The organism is Cyclobacterium roseum, from assembly GCF_010119225.1.
Lineage (GTDB): Bacteria > Bacteroidota > Bacteroidia > Cytophagales > Cyclobacteriaceae > Cyclobacterium > Cyclobacterium roseum.
This window is the reverse complement of record NZ_WNKF01000013.1, coordinates 65473-84395: the sequence shown is the minus strand read 5'-3', so window position 1 is coordinate 84395 and position 18923 is coordinate 65473. Positions and strand designations below refer to the sequence as shown.

At 46.6% G+C, this 18923-nt stretch carries 11 protein-coding genes; 2 read left to right on the top strand and 9 right to left on the bottom strand.

All coding sequences use genetic code 11. From position 1 onward, the window contains the following. Nucleotides 1-312 precede the first annotated feature (312 nt). The 8 genes from GJQ68_RS17195 to GJQ68_RS17160 are packed head-to-tail and all read right to left on the bottom strand — an operon-like array spanning nucleotide 313 to nucleotide 14995. Entirely contained in the window at nucleotides 313-2427 is a 2115-nt protein-coding gene (locus tag GJQ68_RS17195; protein ID WP_162418533.1) for a plastocyanin/azurin family copper-binding protein, read from the bottom strand. A gap of 45 nt (nucleotides 2428-2472) precedes the next feature. Then, a complete protein-coding gene (locus tag GJQ68_RS17190; RefSeq protein ID WP_162418532.1) occupies nucleotides 2473-4320 on the bottom strand; it encodes a family 16 glycoside hydrolase in 1848 nt (615 codons plus the stop codon). A 48-nt stretch (nucleotides 4321-4368) separates the two neighbouring features. Then, a complete protein-coding gene (locus GJQ68_RS17185) occupies nucleotides 4369-5925 on the bottom strand; it encodes a sulfatase family protein (protein WP_162418531.1) in 1557 nt (518 codons plus the stop codon). Then, a complete protein-coding gene (locus GJQ68_RS17180) occupies nucleotides 5922-7337 on the bottom strand; it encodes a sulfatase family protein (protein ID WP_162418530.1) in 1416 nt (471 codons plus the stop codon). The genes GJQ68_RS17185 and GJQ68_RS17180 overlap by 4 nt, the downstream gene beginning before the upstream one ends. 27 nt (nucleotides 7338-7364) lie before the next feature. Continuing rightward, nucleotides 7365-8990, bottom strand: coding sequence for a sulfatase family protein (locus GJQ68_RS17175; protein ID WP_235941684.1), 1626 nt, complete (start codon nucleotides 8988-8990; stop codon nucleotides 7365-7367). A 42-nt stretch (nucleotides 8991-9032) separates the two neighbouring features. Continuing rightward, a complete protein-coding gene (locus GJQ68_RS23395) occupies nucleotides 9033-10478 on the bottom strand; it encodes a sulfatase family protein (RefSeq protein WP_235941699.1) in 1446 nt (481 codons plus the stop codon). Nucleotides 10479-10527: 49 nt separating this feature from the next. After that, nucleotides 10528-12045 carry a sulfatase family protein gene (locus tag GJQ68_RS17165; RefSeq protein WP_162418528.1) on the bottom strand — a complete coding sequence of 506 codons (1518 nt, stop codon included), beginning with the start codon at nucleotides 12043-12045 and terminating at the stop codon, nucleotides 10528-10530. Nucleotides 12046-12052: 7 nt separating this feature from the next. Beyond that, nucleotides 12053-14995 (bottom strand): glycosyl hydrolase, encoded by a 2943-nt coding sequence (locus GJQ68_RS17160; RefSeq protein ID WP_162418527.1) that lies wholly within the window; start codon nucleotides 14993-14995, stop codon nucleotides 12053-12055. A gap of 89 nt (nucleotides 14996-15084) precedes the next feature. Here GJQ68_RS17160 and GJQ68_RS17155 point away from each other — a divergent pair, with 89 nt between their 5' ends. Then, nucleotides 15085-15312, top strand: coding sequence for a hypothetical protein (locus GJQ68_RS17155; RefSeq protein WP_162418526.1), 228 nt, complete (start codon nucleotides 15085-15087; stop codon nucleotides 15310-15312). Nucleotides 15313-15475: 163 nt separating this feature from the next. Here GJQ68_RS17155 and GJQ68_RS17150 read toward each other — a convergent pair whose 3' ends face one another. Further along, nucleotides 15476-16399: a dihydrodipicolinate synthase family protein gene (locus GJQ68_RS17150; protein WP_162418525.1), complete on the bottom strand. Its 924-nt coding sequence runs from the start codon at nucleotides 16397-16399 to the stop codon at nucleotides 15476-15478. 713 nt (nucleotides 16400-17112) lie between these two features. Between GJQ68_RS17150 and GJQ68_RS17145 the strand changes: the two genes are divergently transcribed. Continuing rightward, nucleotides 17113-18855, top strand: coding sequence for a hypothetical protein (locus GJQ68_RS17145; protein ID WP_202927962.1), 1743 nt, complete (start codon nucleotides 17113-17115; stop codon nucleotides 18853-18855). The last annotated feature ends 68 nt before the right edge of the window (nucleotides 18856-18923 follow it).

Sequence of the window (18923 nt, the reverse complement as noted above, 5' to 3'; positions counted from 1 at the left end):
TAAATCGTCAAAGCGCTGGGCAATAGCCCAGCGCTTTTTTGCTGATGCTGGCCCGGGAATTTATTGGGGATGTAAGCACAAGGAATTTTCGGCGCTTCGTCCTCTTAAAGCTTCTTGATGTCTAAGAAGTTTCCCAAAACGCCATGGATTGTCCTCTAAATCCCAAAAACTCGTTTCTTGATAAAAGGTAAAAAGTTCCTCGTTCAGCCATCAAGCCATTGGCAAAATGGGTCAAGGGAGAACTAATCTTTTGTATGGGTTAGCGGCGTAATTACTGGCGGAAAGAACTTACGATTCGCCTACTATTTTCCCTTATTTTACCACCTTCATAATCCCTTGCATCACATACGCATGCCCTGGAAACGTGCATACATAGGTATACTCTCCAGGAACAGCCGGCGCTTCAAAATAGATGGTTTCAGAAGTTTCCGGGGAAAGAATGTTGGTATGGTAGAGTACCTTATCAGAATCGGGGATATAGTCGTTTTGGGAGCCTTTCAATCCCATCTCTAAGGCCATCTCTCCTACTTCGATGGCGGTATTTGGCTGTACGATCACCAGGTTGTGCATCATATCGTCATTATTATTAAAGGTGACCTTTACCTTGCTCCCTGCCTTTACTTCAAAATTATCCAGATCGTATTTCAAGCCGGGTTTTGTGCCCACCACAATGGTTTGGTCCGGCCCGTCCGACCAGGATTCAGGCATTTCTGTCATTCTTTTCGGAGAATTTTTCGTCCTTGCTGCCGCTGAAGTAGCTGCGCTTACCTCTTTTTTGGATGTACTTCCATCGCTATTTTGGTGGCCTTGATGGGAGTTGACAGGTGAATTATCTACTACCGAAAGCTTTACTTTTTCACCGGCCGGAATTTCATTAAGCGTATAATATCCAGCGGCATGCAATAAATCCATACCCGTTTCAGATTTGATCCCCGAAGCGTTAATTTCGTGAATATATCCTTTCTTCAGGTCATCTACCACCAATCTCACAGACAACCCGTCCTCAGCAACAATCGCCGCTCTGACGTCAAGGTCTTCCAACTCGATGACAGGGCTCCCGTAATTATGGTGGTACTTGTAGTTAAAACTGGATAGTTGATAGGAGTCCGGATTTTTGGCCACCGATTCCTTAACAGGAAGGGTGAATTCCAATTCAAATCCATCAGGTTTGGCTTTTACGGTTTTGATTTCAAAAGGTACTTTACCTGTCCAAACCAGTCGTTGCAATCCAAACGGATCCTTGCCCGTGGATCCCCAGCCTCTGCTCGTCATGCCCACAAATAAGGAAGCATCCTTGCCCCATACCATTCGCAGGATACCGGAAGAAAAACCTTCTCTAAAGGGGAAAGCCACTCCCTGGTAGACACCGTTTACTTTTTCCAGGTAGACCCTTACGATCTTGCTATGCCCCTGATCTCCCACAAAGAGTTGGTCTGTAAAGGGCCCAAATGCTCCACCGGATTGATCGGTAAGAATAGCGGAGGTGGAAATCCCCATAAGCCCATGAGGAAGCCAGACGGCTGGGGTCTTGAATCCGGGAATGTCGGCGGCTACCTTGGACATGGGTTGTCCCGTATCGGGTATATCTTCGGGCTTCAATTTAACGGGGGATTCTTCCAGATGACTCCAAACCAGGCCTTCCGGATTCCCCACAAAATCACCTTTCTCTACGTGGGTAATGCGGCCGGAACCCACCCAGTCCCCTTGGTTTTCCGTGTAAAAAACATCCCCTTCTGCATTGTAGCCAAAGCCGGCAGGAGATCTCATCCCGGACGCCACCGGAATCATTTCACCATCCGGAGCAACGTTCATCATCCAGCCGCGCCATTTTGCCAGGCTGGCCCCATGGCCTATCCAACCTAAATTCAAGGTGATCAGCATATCCCCCTCCGGAGTGAATAGGGGTCCATAGGAATACTCGTGGTAGTTTCCCGAAAGGGGCCAGGAAACGACCGTCTCGTAAGCATCCGCCTCCCGGTTTCCGGTTTTATCTGTTAATCTGGTCAGCTCGGACCGTTGGCTGGTATACAGACTTCCCTCGTGGTAGGCAAGTCCTAGCGGTTCGTGTAAACCAGATGCAAACCGGCTGAACCGGGGAATCCGCGAACCGGTCATATAGGGGTTTTCGATTAGCCAGACCTCCCCTCTTCGCGTGGCTACCCCCAAACTACCATCTGGAATAACGGCCAGGCCACCCACCTCAAGTTCAATACCATCAGGAATAGGGATATCCACTATCGAATAGTAGTCTTCTTCCTGGGCAATCAAATCCTCCGGGTCCGCTGCCTGTTGGGCAGGCAACGAAACCGAAATAAATAAGGAAAACCCAGCTAATAAGCATCCCAAAAACCGATTGGAATGCGATTTTTGGAGTAAAAAATTTAAGCTAGCGTTCCTGATCAACAATCCATTATCATCTAATTTCATATGCTTATTTTTCAATAAATTCTTTTTTTAAATATCCGAAACCCATCAGAAAATAATACTGTATTTCATTTGTCCGTTTTCTTCTGTTGAGTTAAGCGGAAATAACAATTCCTGACCCTTAGCCGTATTTCGTAACAAGGAACCCTCCAACATGGGTGCAGCTGTTTTTACGTAGTATTCACCTTCGTTAACCAGGTAAATTCCCTCGCCAAGATCCGCTATTTTATCCGCAGCGATAATCCGGGCCCAGACATCCGGCGTTTTTTGAGGATTCGTATAGCGAATGGTCCGGGTTAAAAATTTTCCACCCCTTTCCGGTTCAAAGAAGTCTTCAACAGCAATTTGCTCAAGGGCATAGTTAAAAGTAGGCCGTCTGTCCCGATCTAAGGTGTATCCCTGAATTTGAATCAGATCACTACTGAGAGAATCCGGCCAGGGGCTATTCTTGTTTTCTAATTTGGCCAGGAAGGGGCCGTCTGCCAATTCGACGACCGCTCCTGTGGGCAGCATCAACTGCGAGGTCCCCCTTTGTCTCCACATGGGTGAGGTGTCCAGGTAGCCTCCCCTCCAAACGCTCAAAATCGCTCCTTGTTGAAGATCATAGACAAAGTTTGAACCCGATGGTTCTCCTACCGCTACCGTATGCGTCTTTTTCTCGTCTTTATGCTGGAAAAACCCGCGGGTAATCATGGGTTTCTGCAACGGTTCTAAATAAATCGGTTTCTGGATAGCGGATTCTTTGTAAGAATTCGGATCGTGTAAAGGGCTTTTTTTGATCCCCGGACCTTCTATATAAACGCCGAGTTGTGGACTTCTGCCCGGATAATTATTTTTGTAAAACACCAACTGAAAAGGGATCGTACCTTTCTCTAGTGGTAAGGTGCTGCTCCTGGGAGGATTATTCGGGAATTGGATTTGATCGTCCAAAACATTTTCACCATCCAAATAAAGGCTGGTCTTACCGAAAGCAGTCAGGGAAAAGGTATAATCCCCCGATTTCGGAATTTCTAAATTCCCGGAATACACATATGCAAAATCAAGCACCCCATGGCCCAGGTCCCAGGTTATTTTGTTGAGTTGCCCGCTTTCGTTTGGGGTATTCGCCATGAACTCCTCATTTGACTGGAACTTTCCTTCATGATAGGCAAATTTCAAGTCCGATATTTCAGGAATCGGATCTCCGTAGGGTTTGTACTTTATATTTCTGATCGCTACCGGACCATGGTCCCCTTGAATCATAAGCGGGCCAAGCGGTTTTTCGTCTTCAAACAAAGCAGATCTGGTCGGTCCGGTCACCTCCACGTTTTCATGGACCAATACACCGTTCAAATACACCTGATTAAATTTCGCGTTCTTCACTTTTTTGCCCGCCGCATCAAACCTTGGCGCTTCAAAATCGATTTTTACCTTTTGCCACAAGCCAGGTGCCTTGCTCGCATTGGTCCGGGGCGGCTTTCCTTCAAAGCCCTGTTTTTTCTCTTCATCCCAGCGCTGGTAAATCCCTCCTGCATCTCCGGAATTGGGATTGATTTTACCCCAACTATCCAAAATCTGAATTTCATAGCGCCCTTGCAGGTAAATTCCGGAATTGGACCCTTTGGGAACCATAAACTCCAGTTCCAATTCCATGTCTCCATGTTCAAATCCTGAAATCAAATGCGGGCCGTTTTTTGACTTTGGTGGATTCACCAGAATGCCCGTTCCCGGATTTGTTGACAAAAACGAATCCTGCTCCCAATCGGTCGTCACCCCTCCTACCAATTCCCATGTTTTAGGGATGTCGCCAAATTGGTTCCAATCATCAATAACAATCACCTCTTGCGCAGAAAGGCTACCCCAAAAAACAAAGCACAAGGGCAAAAGGAGTTTTCTAAATTTTATGCTAAAGATCATATACAATATTTCTTAAGTAGTTTGTTCGTATTTCTCATTTACCAGACCTTATTCATCTTTTATCAGATACCCTTTGGCCTTGTTTTCCGAAATCAACTTGTCCATTTTTGCTACCAATTCGGGTTGCAACTCATACTTATTATTGCGCTGCCCGGGATCGATAGCAAGGTTAAAAAGCAAGCCCGGCGTGGTGTCGGTAACGTATCCCCTGAGTTTAGAAAAGGATTCCGGCATCATCGAATGTTGGCCCGTACTGTCATTGATATATAACCAATCTCCTTCACGAACCGCCCATCTATTTTCCATTGTATTATGGATCAAAACCGCTCTTTGAGATACGCTATCCGAATTTTGACTTAGGAAAGGAAGGAAATGATAACTATCCGGAGCAACACCATCCTGAAGTTTAATGCCGGTCAAGGCACCAAGGGTTGCCATGATGTCTATTTGGGAAACCAGCTTATCGGATATCCCTCCACCCTGTATGTGCCCGGGCCATTTTATTATAAACGGTACACGATGGCCTCCTTCCCAGATATCTCTTTTCAGGCCTCTAAAGGATCCCATGCTGAAATGCTCGTGCTTTTCAGCCCTTTCAAAGGCATACCGTTCCGGACCATTGTCGGAGGTGAAGATCACAATCGTATTCTCCTCAAAACCGTGGTCCCGAATCGCATTTAAAACCTGCCCCACAACCCAATCTGATTGATAAACAAAATCACCATATGCACCTGCCTCTGACTTGCCATCAAATTCGTCATTTGGAATAATGGGAGCATGGGGTGAAGGTAAGGGAAAATATAAAAAGAAGGGTTTATCAGCGGTTTGCTGACCGATCCATTCGGTCGCTTTCCCCGTAATCGTAGGTAATACATCGTAGGGATTCCAGCCTTCCACTTTAGGTCCGGGTCGAAACTCCCAATTTCCCTCTTTCGTGTCATAGCCAATCTCATGAATATCCATGACCTCTGTTGGCGCTTCAATCAATCGGTCATTCTCCATCCAGGCATACGGCGGAAAATTGATGGTCCCGTCCCCGAAATAATAGTCAAATCCGCGATCAAGGGGGCCTCCTGAAACGGGTTTGTTCCAATCGACATCTTCCGGGCGATAAAAAGCTACCTCTCTTCCCCATTGCATGACACTACCTGACGGAGGATTCTTAAATTCCCAATTCCAGCCCAAATGCCACTTCCCAATGCAGGCCGTGGCATAGCCGTTCTCTCGAAGTACCTGTGGAAGGGTTACATCGGAGGCATTAAAGAAGGGCTTTCCAAAAGCGCCGACGATTCCATGTTGCCGTCTCCAATGATACGTTCCCGTCAGCAAGGCATACCGGCTCGGAGAACAAATCCCGGAGGAACTGTGGGCATCGGTAAAGCGCATCCCTTCTGATGCCAGCTGGTCCAAATGAGGTGTCGGAATTTTCGAGTTGGGGTTTTGGACGTTGACATCTCCGTACCCCATATCATCCGCATAGATAATGACAACGTTTGGAGCGCTGTTCTCCAGTTTCTCGGAACATGAAAAAAATACCAGAACCAGGACTGGAAAGACATGGGGCCATCTCACTAAGAGATCAAGAATTTTAGCTTTTGGTTTCATTGATTCGTGACTCTTTTCTGGACTAATTGGTGGACAATGGAATCACATTTGGTTGAATAATAGGCTACTTTTTCAGCATATTTCTCCTCTAACGCCAGGTTATTGACCTCATTAACATCCGACTGATGATGATACAATTCGATCACATCACTGTCATCGTAACGAATAAATTTAAATTCCTCATCCCGGTAACCGGATGTCTTAAGCAACTTGGGATTGTTTTCAAGCCGATGTTCCAGGTAAACCCCCTTGCGCCATGAGTCGGGGGACCCCTCAAAGAACGGGGTGAGGCTTTTTCCCTGATAATCGTCCGGTATGGTTACCCCCGCCAAGGATAAAATGGTAGGTGTGACATCCACATTCAATACCATCTGGGATAGGGTCTTGCTTCGCTTGCTCTCAGGCTGACGGGGATCGTAAATGATCAAAGGAACCCGAATGGAAGTTTCGTGCAACAGCCATTTTCCGGCATAGCCTCTTTCCCCCATAAAATAGCCGTTATCCCCCATAAAGATGATAACCGTATTGTCGGCCACTCCCGCTTCGTCCAAGGTCAATCGAATCCTTGACAAAACGCTATCCACGGTGCTAATCATTCGGTAGTGGCCTTTTACCATTTTCTGGTGCTTCTCCGGGGTATCATATCGCCAATACCATCTTTCCCGGTTCAGGGTGTTTTGTAAAAATTCAGGTAGACTATCATAAAAAGAAGGATCGGCTGTTTCCGGCACCGGGATGCTCACATCCCGGTATAAATGATCCATATATTCCGGCCAAAAATATTGCTCTTCTGCCCCATCATCTGCATGCGGAGACCAAAAGGATAGGGAAAGGCAAAAAGGCCGATCCGCACTAGCATTAATAAAGTCAATGGCAAGGTCCCCATTGATGTCTGCCAGGTGAACCTCTTCACCTTCCACTTCTTTTAAGTAGGGCCAAAAGGTTTTGTCCATCTGGTGAAAAATGGAATCCTCAATCCCTTCATTGACCTTCACCCCAAACTTCCCCACGAAACCGGTACGATAACCGGCCTTTTTGAGAAGGTTTGGATAGCTATTGGCCATATAGGCATCCTGTAAAGGAGGTTTGCCAAACGTAAAATCATGTGTCCGCTCATACAGCCCGGTAAACAGAGAAGCACGGCTTGCCGCACAAATAGGCGTGGTGACAAAGGCATTTTCAAAATACAAGCCTTCAGCGGCCAATTTATCCATGTTCGGGGTATGAATAATGTCATTTCCGGCAAATCCCAAGGCATCCCATCGCTGATCATCGGTCAGGATAAAAATGATATTTGGCTTTTCGTCTTCGGTGGCACCCTCCTTTTCCGGAACCTGACAACTCCAGCAACCGATTACTAAAAGTAGGACTGCCAGGCTTTTTCCTCCTGGAAAAAGAACGTTCCTTTTCATTTGACTTTGCATGGGATAGAATGATCGTTAATTTTTGGAAAGCGATTGATCGATAAATTGCTGATTCAAGGCATCCGAATCGCCATATTGTTCCCGAAGCTCTTCCAGCCGCTTATGGAGCATTTCCTGCACCTCCTGGTAGTCGGGATCGTTATAAACACTATTCATTTCGTTCGGATCGGCTTCCAAATCATACATTTCCCATTCGTCAACATCGTAATAGAAATGAATCAATTTATACCTATCTGTCCGAACTCCGTAGTGCCGTTTGACGGCATGGGGACCCGGGTACTCGTAGTAGTGATAATAAATGGCATCCCTCCAGGGAATTTCCTCTCCGGCAGCCAGACCACGCCAGGATTCTCCCTGCATATCATCGGGCTTTTCCAATCCTGCATAATCGAGTATGGTTGGCGCATGGTCCAGGTTCATCACCAGATCTTCGACGACCGTGCCGGCTTTGATTTCCTTGGGATACCTCACCAGCAAGGGCGTGCTTAGCGATTGTTCGTACATAAAGCGCTTGTCATACCAACCGTGTTCGCCCAGGTAAAAACCCTGGTCAGAAGTGTAAACCACGATCGTGTTATCCAGTAAGTCATTTGCTTCCAGGTAGTCCAGGACCTCCCCAATGCCATCGTCTACCGATTTTACTACTTTTAGGTAATCCCGCAAATAACGGTGAAACATAAACTTCGCAAGTTCTTCCCCCCTGGGCAAGTCCTCCTTGAATTTTTCATTGGGTGGACCGTATACGGCGTTCCAAGCTTCCATTTGCTCCTCCGTCATGCGACCGAAAGGCGCAGCCAGGCGACTCTGCTCACCGGTGAAGGGATTTTCCTTAAATTTCATATCCCAGCCCCAATACATATTGTCGACAATTTCCATTTCCTGTTCCCGGGCAGCAGTCCCTCTCCCTTCATAATCATCAAAGAAATTATCCGGGAACTCAAATTCCTTATCTTCCAAATAAGACAGGTATTTTTCTTCCGGCATCCAGTCCCGATGAGGAGCTTTGGTATGGTAGTTAATGGCAAAAGGTTTGCTTCGGTCCCAATCCTTTTCTATCCAGTCGACTACAAACTGAGGGATCAGCGCCTCGCAGTGCCCTTCAAACTTTACTTCCTCTTCTCCGTTTTTTATGAATTCAGGATTATAGTAACTTCCCTGCCCGGGTAGGGTGAGCGAAAAGTCGTACCCTTGCGGTTTTCCTCCCAGGTGTATTTTTCCGATAAGTGCCGTTGCATACCCCGCTTCCTGCAACAACTTGGGGTAGATACTCTGATCCCAGTTGAAAGGACCCACGTTATCTACCTTCCCGTTGAGGTGGCTGTATTTTCCTGTCAGCAGGACCGCACGGCTGGGGGCACAAATAGAGTTGGTGACAAAACTGTTTTTAAAAAGGGCTCCTTCTTTCGCCAGGCGATCCATATTTGGAAAATAAACACTATCCAGCAACCCGTGTCCATAGGCATTTATGGCCTGCTGGGTGTGGTCATCCGTCATGATAAAAAGAATATTGGGCTGCTTCTCAGTCACTTCTTCTTGTTGACAACTGGTAAGAAAAAAACTTACTATAAACAATAAACTCAGCAAATTTCCGGAATGCTTCCGCAGCCTTGGTTGGATTAATAACAGGTGTTTTTTCATCATTTTTACTAACTATAGTTTTTGGTATATAGAGAAAGCCCGGTGCTATTCGTTCATAAACCGTTCTACAAATTCATCGTGAATGGGATCTGCTGTTCGTTTCATTTCTTTCCGGACAAGCTCCCGGAGCCGGACGATTTCCTCCCGATAGGCCGGATCATCAATTAAGTTTACCAGCCCATCGGGATCCTTTTTAAAATCATACAGTTCCTCCGGAACCCGATAAACGTACATGTCCAGGCGTTCTTTGATGGCTTCATCTTCTCGCGCCCCCTCCTTCATGGCCTGAAACGTTCGGCCACTGGCCGCATCGCCCCTGATTTCATGGTCCCCATCGCTCCAGAAATTGACAATATACCCAAATTTTTCCTTTTGGACAGCGCGCATTGAGTAGTCAATCCCGGCAAAAATTCGGTGAAATTCCGTAAAAACGGTGTTCCTATATTGCTGAGTTTGCCCCTGGAGTACAGGTAAAAAAGAAGCACCATCCATATCTGGCACCACCGGTAAATGCAAGGCATGAAGGACCGTGGGCATAAAGTCAATACCTGATATAAAATGGGTACTGTCCACCAGTCCTTCCGGTACGTTCCCCGGCCATTTAATGATCCAAGGGGTTTTGTTACTGTTGAGGTAGCAGTTTGATTTGGCAAACGGAACGGCCATGCCGTTATCACTAATAAACATCACCATGGTATTTTCGTCCATTCCTGCGTCGGATAGAGCTCGCAGCAGGGCCCCAACAGTTTGATCCAGACGGTGAACAGAGGTATAATACTCCGCAATCTCCTTCCGGATCTCCGGCAAATCGGGAAGAAAAGCCGGCACTTCTACCTCCGAAGGGAGAATGGTCCGGGTGACTTCCGGCAAGTCTTCTCCCCAAAGCCTTTTTTCCTGATCACTGCCAGCAAAGGGACGGTGGGGATCATGGCTGTTTGCCATAAGAAAAAAGGGTTTCGCTTCTTTCTTTGATTTCGTGAAAAATTCCAGGGCATACTGGTAATACAGATCCGGATCCCTTCCAATACCCAGCCCGGAGGCGAGATCTCCTTCCCGGATGTAATAATCCCAGAAAAACTTTTCCGTGGGTTTGAGGTGTATTTCCTTTCCCAGAATCCCATTCAGGTAGCCGACGCTGTGAAGCTGTTCCGGCAAGGTAGTGACGGCTTTATCGATGGGGTCGAAAGCGGGAGCCCCGTTATTATGCGGATACCTGCCCGTCAAAATGGACTGACGGGAGGGTTGGCATACAGCGATATTGACAAAGGCATTGGTAAACCGCGTGCCGCTTTGGGCCAGTTTATCAATATTTGGAGAAATTTGATCTATCGAATTACCATAGCAGCCAAGTGAATTATAATTCAAGTCATCCGCCGTTATCAAAAGTATATTGACCGGAGCATATTCTGCTTCTTTTGTTCCCGATTGATCACAACTTAAAAAAAGTAGGCTACTTAGCGTAAAAAAGAAAAAGAGGTTGATTTTTACCATGTGCGAAATGTACTTATTTTTTCCAGCTTGTAAAACAGAAAATAGATGACTACTCACCGTTCCCTTTTCTCTGCGGTGTTTGCGGTGGTTGGGGTCCGGCATCACTGTCGTTTGAATAGGGAATACTTCCATGGGGTGCCAATACCAACCCCCATTCATCAATGTAGGATTGGGCAGGTCTGAAGTCATCATTGATCTCTGCTAGCAAATCCTGAAGCCTTGCATCCAACTCCTGAACCAAATCCGAGTTCTCCGGATTCGAAACCAGGTTGTTCATTTGAAGTGGGTCGGTACGATCATCAAAAAGAAGCCAGGGGCCATCGAGGGACCGTACATAGGTATATCTGGCTGTTTTTACCGCCCGATACTCCCGGCTGTATTCCCCTCTTTCCCAGGGGGCGACTTGCATGTATAGGACGGCTCGGTCTTCCTTTTCCACCCCCTCTCGTACCACAGATGAAAGATCTTCTCCCTCAACCGTCTCGGGGATAGGTAAGCGGGCCAATCCAAATAAGGTGGGGAAAATATCAGGCGTAGTAATAGGCATGTCTACTACCATTCCTTTCTCTCCATGGATAGCCGGATACCGCAGCAAAAACGGAACGCTTGCGGATTCACCAAGGGGTACCTGTTTTGCCTTTGGCCTTACGCCATGAGCGCCGAGCATTTCACCATGATCCGAGGTAAATACCAGCAGCGTGTTTTCATCAAGGCCCATTTCATTCAAGGTGGCTAGCAAATCCCCGATACTTTTATCAAGGGCCTCACTATGTGCATAATATCCTTGTGCTTCCTGGAGTGCCTCGCTTTTTCTAGATTCCGGTACATTTGCGGGCAGGGTAATCTCATCCAACGGATAGCGGGATTTATACTCCTCAGGTGCCGTGTGATGAGGGAAATGCGGTGTGCCGTAGGAAAGAAATAAGGCAAATGGCTTATCACTGCCGGCATGATCCCGAATGTACTGCTGGGCATCCGCTGTCTGGGCAAAGGTGTCATAACCTTCCCAATATAATTGCTCATCAGAGTCGCCTGTATAATAATGCGAATGGTTGTAGTTATGATCACATTCGGCTGCCTTCCAGTACTGAAACCCACGACGGCGTTCGGGAGGGATAAAGGAATGTCGGCCCTGCCCGTCCAGATGCCATTTACCGATATAGGCCGTTTGATACCCTCCGGAAACCAGGGCATCCGCAATACATAATTCCGAGGCCGGAAGGTGAAGGTCATTTAAAAACATACCGGTGGAAGTAGGATAACGGCCTGTCATCAGGGACGCTCTATAGGGCGTGCAGATCGGCATCACAGAGACTGCATTACGAAAATTGAAACTTTCTTTTGCCAGTTGATCCAGGTTAGGTGTCCTTACATTCGGGTCTCCTGCATATCCTGTGGCCGAAGCCCGCCATTGGTCTGCCAAAATATAGATAATATTGGGCTTTTTTTCTTCTGTATTGGGAGCACAGCTAACTGACAAACAGATGGATGTACAAAATAAAAAGGTAACAAAGCGCTGAAAATGCTGCATAATCTTAGCGTAAAATAAACGGTATCGGTTTTTCATTATCATCTTATTTTTTTCTAATAAAACTGATGGCGGCTGTACCCAACAAGCCAGAGGGCAATAATGGGCTCTTGCTCGTAAATTTCCCCCGGGCATTTGTTTGGGTAAACGGGATTTTATCCGGGTTCCTCAGGTCCCCGACAATTCGGTTATTCCAGGTATTGATTACTTTTACGGTAATGGTATTGCTACCCTGCTTCAAATGCGGCGTGATACGGGTTGCGTAAGGAGGAAGCCATAAAATCCCACAGTCATTCCCATTAACAAATACCTTGGCCATTTCCTGAATGTCTTCAAATGAAACGAAAGCCTCTGCCTCGGCAGCTAGCACATCCGCATTGATTGTAAATTCCCGGGTATAAGTGGCGGAACCGGAATAGTAGCTGGCCCCTTCATCTTCCAACGCAGACCAACTAATAAGCTTGTCTAATTTCAGTGAATCCGGACCGCCCATTACGGGATCAAAGGCAATATCCCAATTGGTGGAAAGATCAATTGACCGGAGGTTCTCATTTGAATGGAGGTGTTCTATTAATCCATTCTGCAAGTCTTGGTGCAAGTCCTCATAATCTCTTCCATCCGTATCCCTCCGGAAAACCACGAATCTGGATGCCAGCGGATCCATCGTAAGCTCCATTTGCAATCCGTTATCTTCTTTTGTGAATTCGACCTGCCGCTGTATTAGTCCTGTTTCAGCATCCCACAATTCGGGTTTGCTGTCCGGATCTACCCTAAAAATACAGGTGATTTTTTCTTGTTGTTCGCTGCTATTGGACAGGAAAAAAATATCTTCATCCTCCGTCTGCCGGTGAACAAAATCGATATGGAGGTCCTGATTATTGATCCCGTTAACCTGAAGGTCCGGTGGTATGGACTGCTCCTCCAAAACTTGCTGCACCGACTTGCCCCAATAAACGATGCCCTTTCCGTACTCGTGGGAAAGGACCTTTTCACCATCACAATCGCCCCAAATTTTGTCCGCAATTTGCTTCACTTCCTGATCACTTGCCGGATAATTTTTTAAGGAGGTGCTTCTTTCGGGTTTTCTCCCAATCACCACTGCTCCGTCAGCTATCAATTTATCCAGCCGTTTTAACACTTCAAGGGATATATCCGCCCGGTCCGGGAGCACCATCATTTTATAGGCCGATCCATGCGGTAATACCAAATTTCCATTTTCGGTTTCCAGGGTTTTGGTAATCACGTCCTCATTGATATAATCGGATTGATAACCCGGCAGATTCCCGGGGTTGATCGGTTTGGGCCTGCCGCAGTGGGGACACTTACTTTCGTCGTAAAAATAAGGAGGGAAAATGCCCGTCATGTCGGGGGTATAGTTGGGATCCATCCTTCTGGGAGGCACCAAATTAGGTGCCTCGTCTCCGTAGTATAAGAGCACGTCGGCTACAAAATGGCCCTGGCGTAACATATAGGAACACCTGGCTATATAATCCATAAAAGGCCGGGCCATTTCCCACCAGGTAGCGTTGACATTGACATGTTCCCCAGCATGGTACACAAACCCGGGCTTTCCGGCAATTTCCGGATTATGGGAAAATGTATGAAAAACCACCTGATTCAGCCCTTCACAAAAGGCAATATCAATAAGCTGCTTAAAGTCTGTCGGGCCGTGTTGCCAATGATTCCAGCCCGTTAGCGATTCTGAGGCAACGATATTCTTTCCGTAAATATGCGCAGCACTGGCGGCTTCCTTCGTAACCCAGTGCCGTTGACGGTTCCAGAATTCCCCCATGGGAATGTGGGAATTCCCTAGAGCTTTCAGCGGTTCCACTCTCGGACTGCCTCCATGGCCCGCTTCGGTTACCATCTGAACGCCCTGTTCCTCTCCCATCTCCACCGTTTTTGCGTAGTGGTTTTCGATCAGTAAATCACTGACCAAACGCCTGTAGTCTGCTTCAAACCGGTCCTGGATCAAGGAATCGGAATGGTGAAATCCCTGCAATAAGGGTAGATAGGGCCGGGGATCGTAGGCGTACCGGTCTTCGAATTCCCGCATAAATGCCGGTGTCCAATCCGTCATTTCCCACACCTCATAACTGTCCAGAAAAATGAAATCCATCTGTTTCTGAGGCGTACTGACCTGGTCTAACCTTGAGAATAATTCTTCAAAATGATGCTCAGTGGCCTTTTCACTCAAGTGATCGATGATTAAACCTGATGAATTGGGACTGGGGACGACCAAAGGCTGCAGGGTATTGCAGCTGAAAAATGAACGGATTTCCCACCGTCCCTCCGGTACCTGCCATTCTATTGGCTCTCCTGCATTTTCGCTGATTGAAAGAATGATGGCATCCTTCGGATCATAAACCTTTGCCGAATTATGAGGAATCGCTATCACGGTGAGGAGTGCGCAATTCTCGGCTATTCCTCTGGATGATTCGGGATTCTTCAGGGCTAACTTCATCCTGGAAGGACCCCTTACCGAATCAGAGGTCGTTAATAACTCTTTAGAACCATTCGATATTTCAATCCATCCACCCCCCGAATTCCAGCTACTGGCCGAACTAATGCCCAGGTCAAGCCCCAATGAATGACTGGTATCTAAGGCTAACGAAATGTATTGTAAGGATTCAGGCCCGAGAAAGGCCGGACCATCCGGAATCAGGTCATCGGGATTGATCAGGGCACCGATATCCCAAATAATGGCGCCTCGCATCCCCTTGTCTTTCATTTCCCTTAGCTCATCCACCAGTTTTACGGTATCCACATACCCATTCATCCAGGTCCATAATGCCAGCGGACGGTATTCGGTAGCCGGATTGCGAAAAATTTCTTCCGAAAGAAGGGCATCCGGTTTTTCTTTTTCTTGCCGGGACGTACAGCCAGAGCCTGTAAAAACGAACAGCCATATTACCAGCAAAAGTGGGGATACTGCCGGGTTACGGAAAGAAATATCAAATATGTACAGGCCTGAGACTATGCGAACCAAGGGAATATAAATGGATTAAGACGAAAAGATTATAAATGTAAGGCCAGGCATCGGTTAAATCTTCCACGATCTTAACCAAAAGGCATGGTATGTTAACCCTTTTGCCTCACAGTGATGGCAGTTTCCGCCGGGATGAAGAAACCCATCATTGGTCCCTGAGCCTGTCGGGCTTCGCCAGGCTCAGCCTGAAAAGGGAGCAATCTGATCCGGAGCGAAAACGCGAGTCCTTCGTAGAAATGAATGAAGTAGAAAACGAGAATTGGATACGTGCAACGAAAGACTGCCGCGGGTGCTGTTGGCCCCCTACAGGTCCCTGAGCGGAGCCGAAGGAAGCGGAGATTCACAAAAATGCCCCAGGCAAATTGGGTATACTTATCTCAGGAGTGCTAAAAAACCCCTTATATTTCCTTAAATGCCTGATATGGTTCCATTATTTTTAAAGATTTTCCATTTGCCGAACAGGTACCCAAATTGCCTGTTTTAAAGGCCTGCTCGTTGGTTCTTTATCCGATTTTCCAATTCGATGACCCTTTGGATCAACCTGTCTGCTGTTTTTTCATGATAAGCATCAAAAGAAATCGCAGAATCGCGGACAAGATCGGAAGGGTACATTCCCTGACGGTAAAGCAGCCTTTTAAAAAAGGGAATGGAAATCTCCAGGTGCTGGTTGGAAAATGCCAGTACGGGAAGGATGCTTTCAAAAAGTTCCGCTGCCTCGGATGTTTTCCCTTTCATCCAGAGCCGGTGGATTTCCGTGTAAATCCAATGCATACCGGTGGGCATAAAGGCATGCACTCCCCTTTCCAGTCCTTCTATCAGTTGGGTCACCGCCCATCCCCCGCTTACATTCAAACGTCCGCCGGTCAGCGAAAGTATCCTGGAATATTTGTATCCAGCCGGCACCGTTTCGATCTTCAGGCATTTGAATGCCTCCACACTCTCAAATAATTCGCAAATCAGGCTTTCAGGCAGTCCATAGCCCGAAGCATCCCAATCCTGCAACATGATCATTTCCACGTCGATCTCGGCTAACCGATAAAAATCAGTTTTAAATTGTTGTTCGTTTTGATAGGGGATTTGAAACAGCACCTGCTTGCAGCCTATATCAATATAGGATTTTAGGAGGGATTTTGCTTTTGCCGGGTCCGCCTCCCCTGCCCCTGCAATGACCGGAACTCTTTGATTTACGGCTTCCAAAACGGTTTCCACTAGTTTGATCCGTTCCGGATGGGAAAGGGAGTACACTTCTGCAGCCATTGCCGGCACGAGGAATCCAGCCACCCCGGCCTCCAGCGCCTCCCGGACATTTTTCCGGAGGGCAGCATGGTCGATACCTCCGTCTGCTTTGAAGGGTGTGTTCAAAACCGTCACGATGCCAAAAAGCGGATACAGGGTTTTATGCATGTTTTCCCTTTACTAATGTGTGAAATTATTTCTCAATAAGGCACTACAATTTTTCTTTTACTATTAGGCAGCTTGCTTATTTATAATCCAAAGTTATCCATTGTCCTAAGTTAGTTTTACTCCTTTTTTCCATTTTCCTCATTTTTTGCGTAAACCAAATTCAGGACGAGTCACGTTAAAAAAGGTGATTATTTCCTCTTCATAAATAAGCTACTTATTTCTCCTGTTTATTCCTTCAGGGAATCTGAATTTTTGTTCCCTCCCACTCTTGGAGGAGACTTAGACGAGGCATAATACATAATATTCTTCTTTACGGAAACAAAAAGCACCTTACCATAAACCAACCGATCAATTTTTACACCAGCCTAATTTGAAGATGAATTTTTGATGAATAGATTCGCTTCCTGCTATCGGAGTCAAGTAAAGAAAAAACACCGTCCCATATTTATTGCGAATAATTTACAGAAAATTACTATATTCCCTTAGTGGTTTTTTTAGATTAATTCTGCTGGTCCTCGGCACTTCAGGTGTCGACTATTCAGTTCTGAACCGTTATTCGAAATAATCAGAACCATAAGAGGCGGTAAATTTAATAAACCCGCAAAAAGCTTTTATTACCCTCTACCTGCTTCTGTTGATGAATGTCATAGGATAACGGACTTCTGCTTTCCATATAGCATCCATTTTCCCAGCAGGTAGAAAAACGATATCAAATGACTGTAATTAAGAAAAACAACTTGTACGGGCATCGACTTAAAGGGACATGCCTATCCTATTTTAGTTGTAAGAATCCGGCGGATACCAGAACAGTGGCTATGGGACTTTCTATTATACTCTTGTTCTTTTTCACTGCTGTTACTGCACAGAATAATAAAGATAAATCCGACGCAAGTAAGATCCGAAAGGCAAATGTTGGCGGTTACATGATTACTCAAAGGGAAAAGGTTGATGAATCATACAATGCAGGCTACTCCATGTATGCAGCGGCCTGGCCTTTATTAAGGGAATATTCAGGAAGGAGTTTTCAATCAGGCTTGTTTGGTACCTGGATGCACCCGGAGCATGACGGGCCTTTGCCGGTAGAAAAGTTGTATACGGATATTGAAGGAGGTCTTGGCTGGTGGCGCGATACCGAGTTTGCAACAACAACGCCTAAATTTATAATGGGCGGTGTACAACTTAATTTTGCAGGATGGGCCAACGGTCCAGGGGCCGGTAGAGGAAGGGACTGGAGCGACCCGAAAGGGAAATACGGCGTAGCTCAACTGAGTCCATGGCTACTCTGGCCTCCTGATGGTCTGAATCTCAAACAAGGCACCAGTGGTGAGTTATTTGGTAGTGGATACCTGCCTTTACCGCTGACTGAGCCGACACCTGCCACCGCAGGTACAGCTGTACCCACTGGCAATCAGTGCTGGACCTTATTTTTAAATACCGGAAATTTTAAGGGCCCCGTGGCATTCTTCACTCCTTATTTTTGGAGTCAAGCATCAGTGGAGGACCCTCGTCTGAGTGGACTGTTTTTAGATCAACGTCCCTCAGAACCGAATAAACCTTTTCAAATGGAAACCCAGCATATTCACTCCTATGAAGCGACTGACTCCAAGGGTCAAACGTATGCACGTATGTCTCCGACACAATATCCGGCAGGTCCAGATGGCAACTCGGATCTGCTTCACCGCTTGATGGTCTATAAAAAGGAGGCCCTTTGGGACGATGTCGAAGCATGGTTTGACGGAGGTGATACTGTTGATGGTAAAATAAACGTGGAGCATGCGCTCATGCAAAAATTTAACAAAGGTGTCAGGTCTAACTGGAAGTTTTATGGAGAGCATATTCCCAAGGACAAACGTGCCTTAATGAATATTACTTCCTACATGGACGCAAATGTCACTGATTCGGCTACCTTAAGGGTTCGCTGGGAAGGAGACCTGATTACAAAAAGAAAAACAAATAGCCATGACCTGATCACACTTCCTGAATACTATAAAATGGAGAAATCCAGCGAGGACGATATGGGGCAATGGGTGGCAGTGGCTCCGAAAGAGGTCCCTTCTGAAACAGGACTCCATACTGTGAGCTTTAATAGGGCTGAAGACGACAGGCCCTCCCTTACTTATGTTACTCCTGAAGAGGGAGATAGTAGCTGGAAAAACCCAGGCCCGGCGGCTGGGCCTTTCAAGGCCAAACTGGGCGATGGTAGTACCCTTACCTATTACTGGTATCGATTTGCCGACCAACCTGCCTTGCTCAATGCCGACATGAGCAAAGCAGCACGTGAAGAAATGCAAAGAAGGGTGGAACTGTTGCACAAGCATTGGAAAAAAGACCAGGAATACCTGCCTCCACCGTTGATAGGAGAGCTGGCAAATATTGATCCGGCCTTGATCGTCAGTCCACCGGCGGGTATGGAGGTAGGGTATGTGCCAATCGTCACTCGACAGGGATTGGAGTAATCTGGCTATTAGAGCTCAATGATTTGAATGGAATACTGGCAAAAATGTAAGGGAGAATTCATGTAACA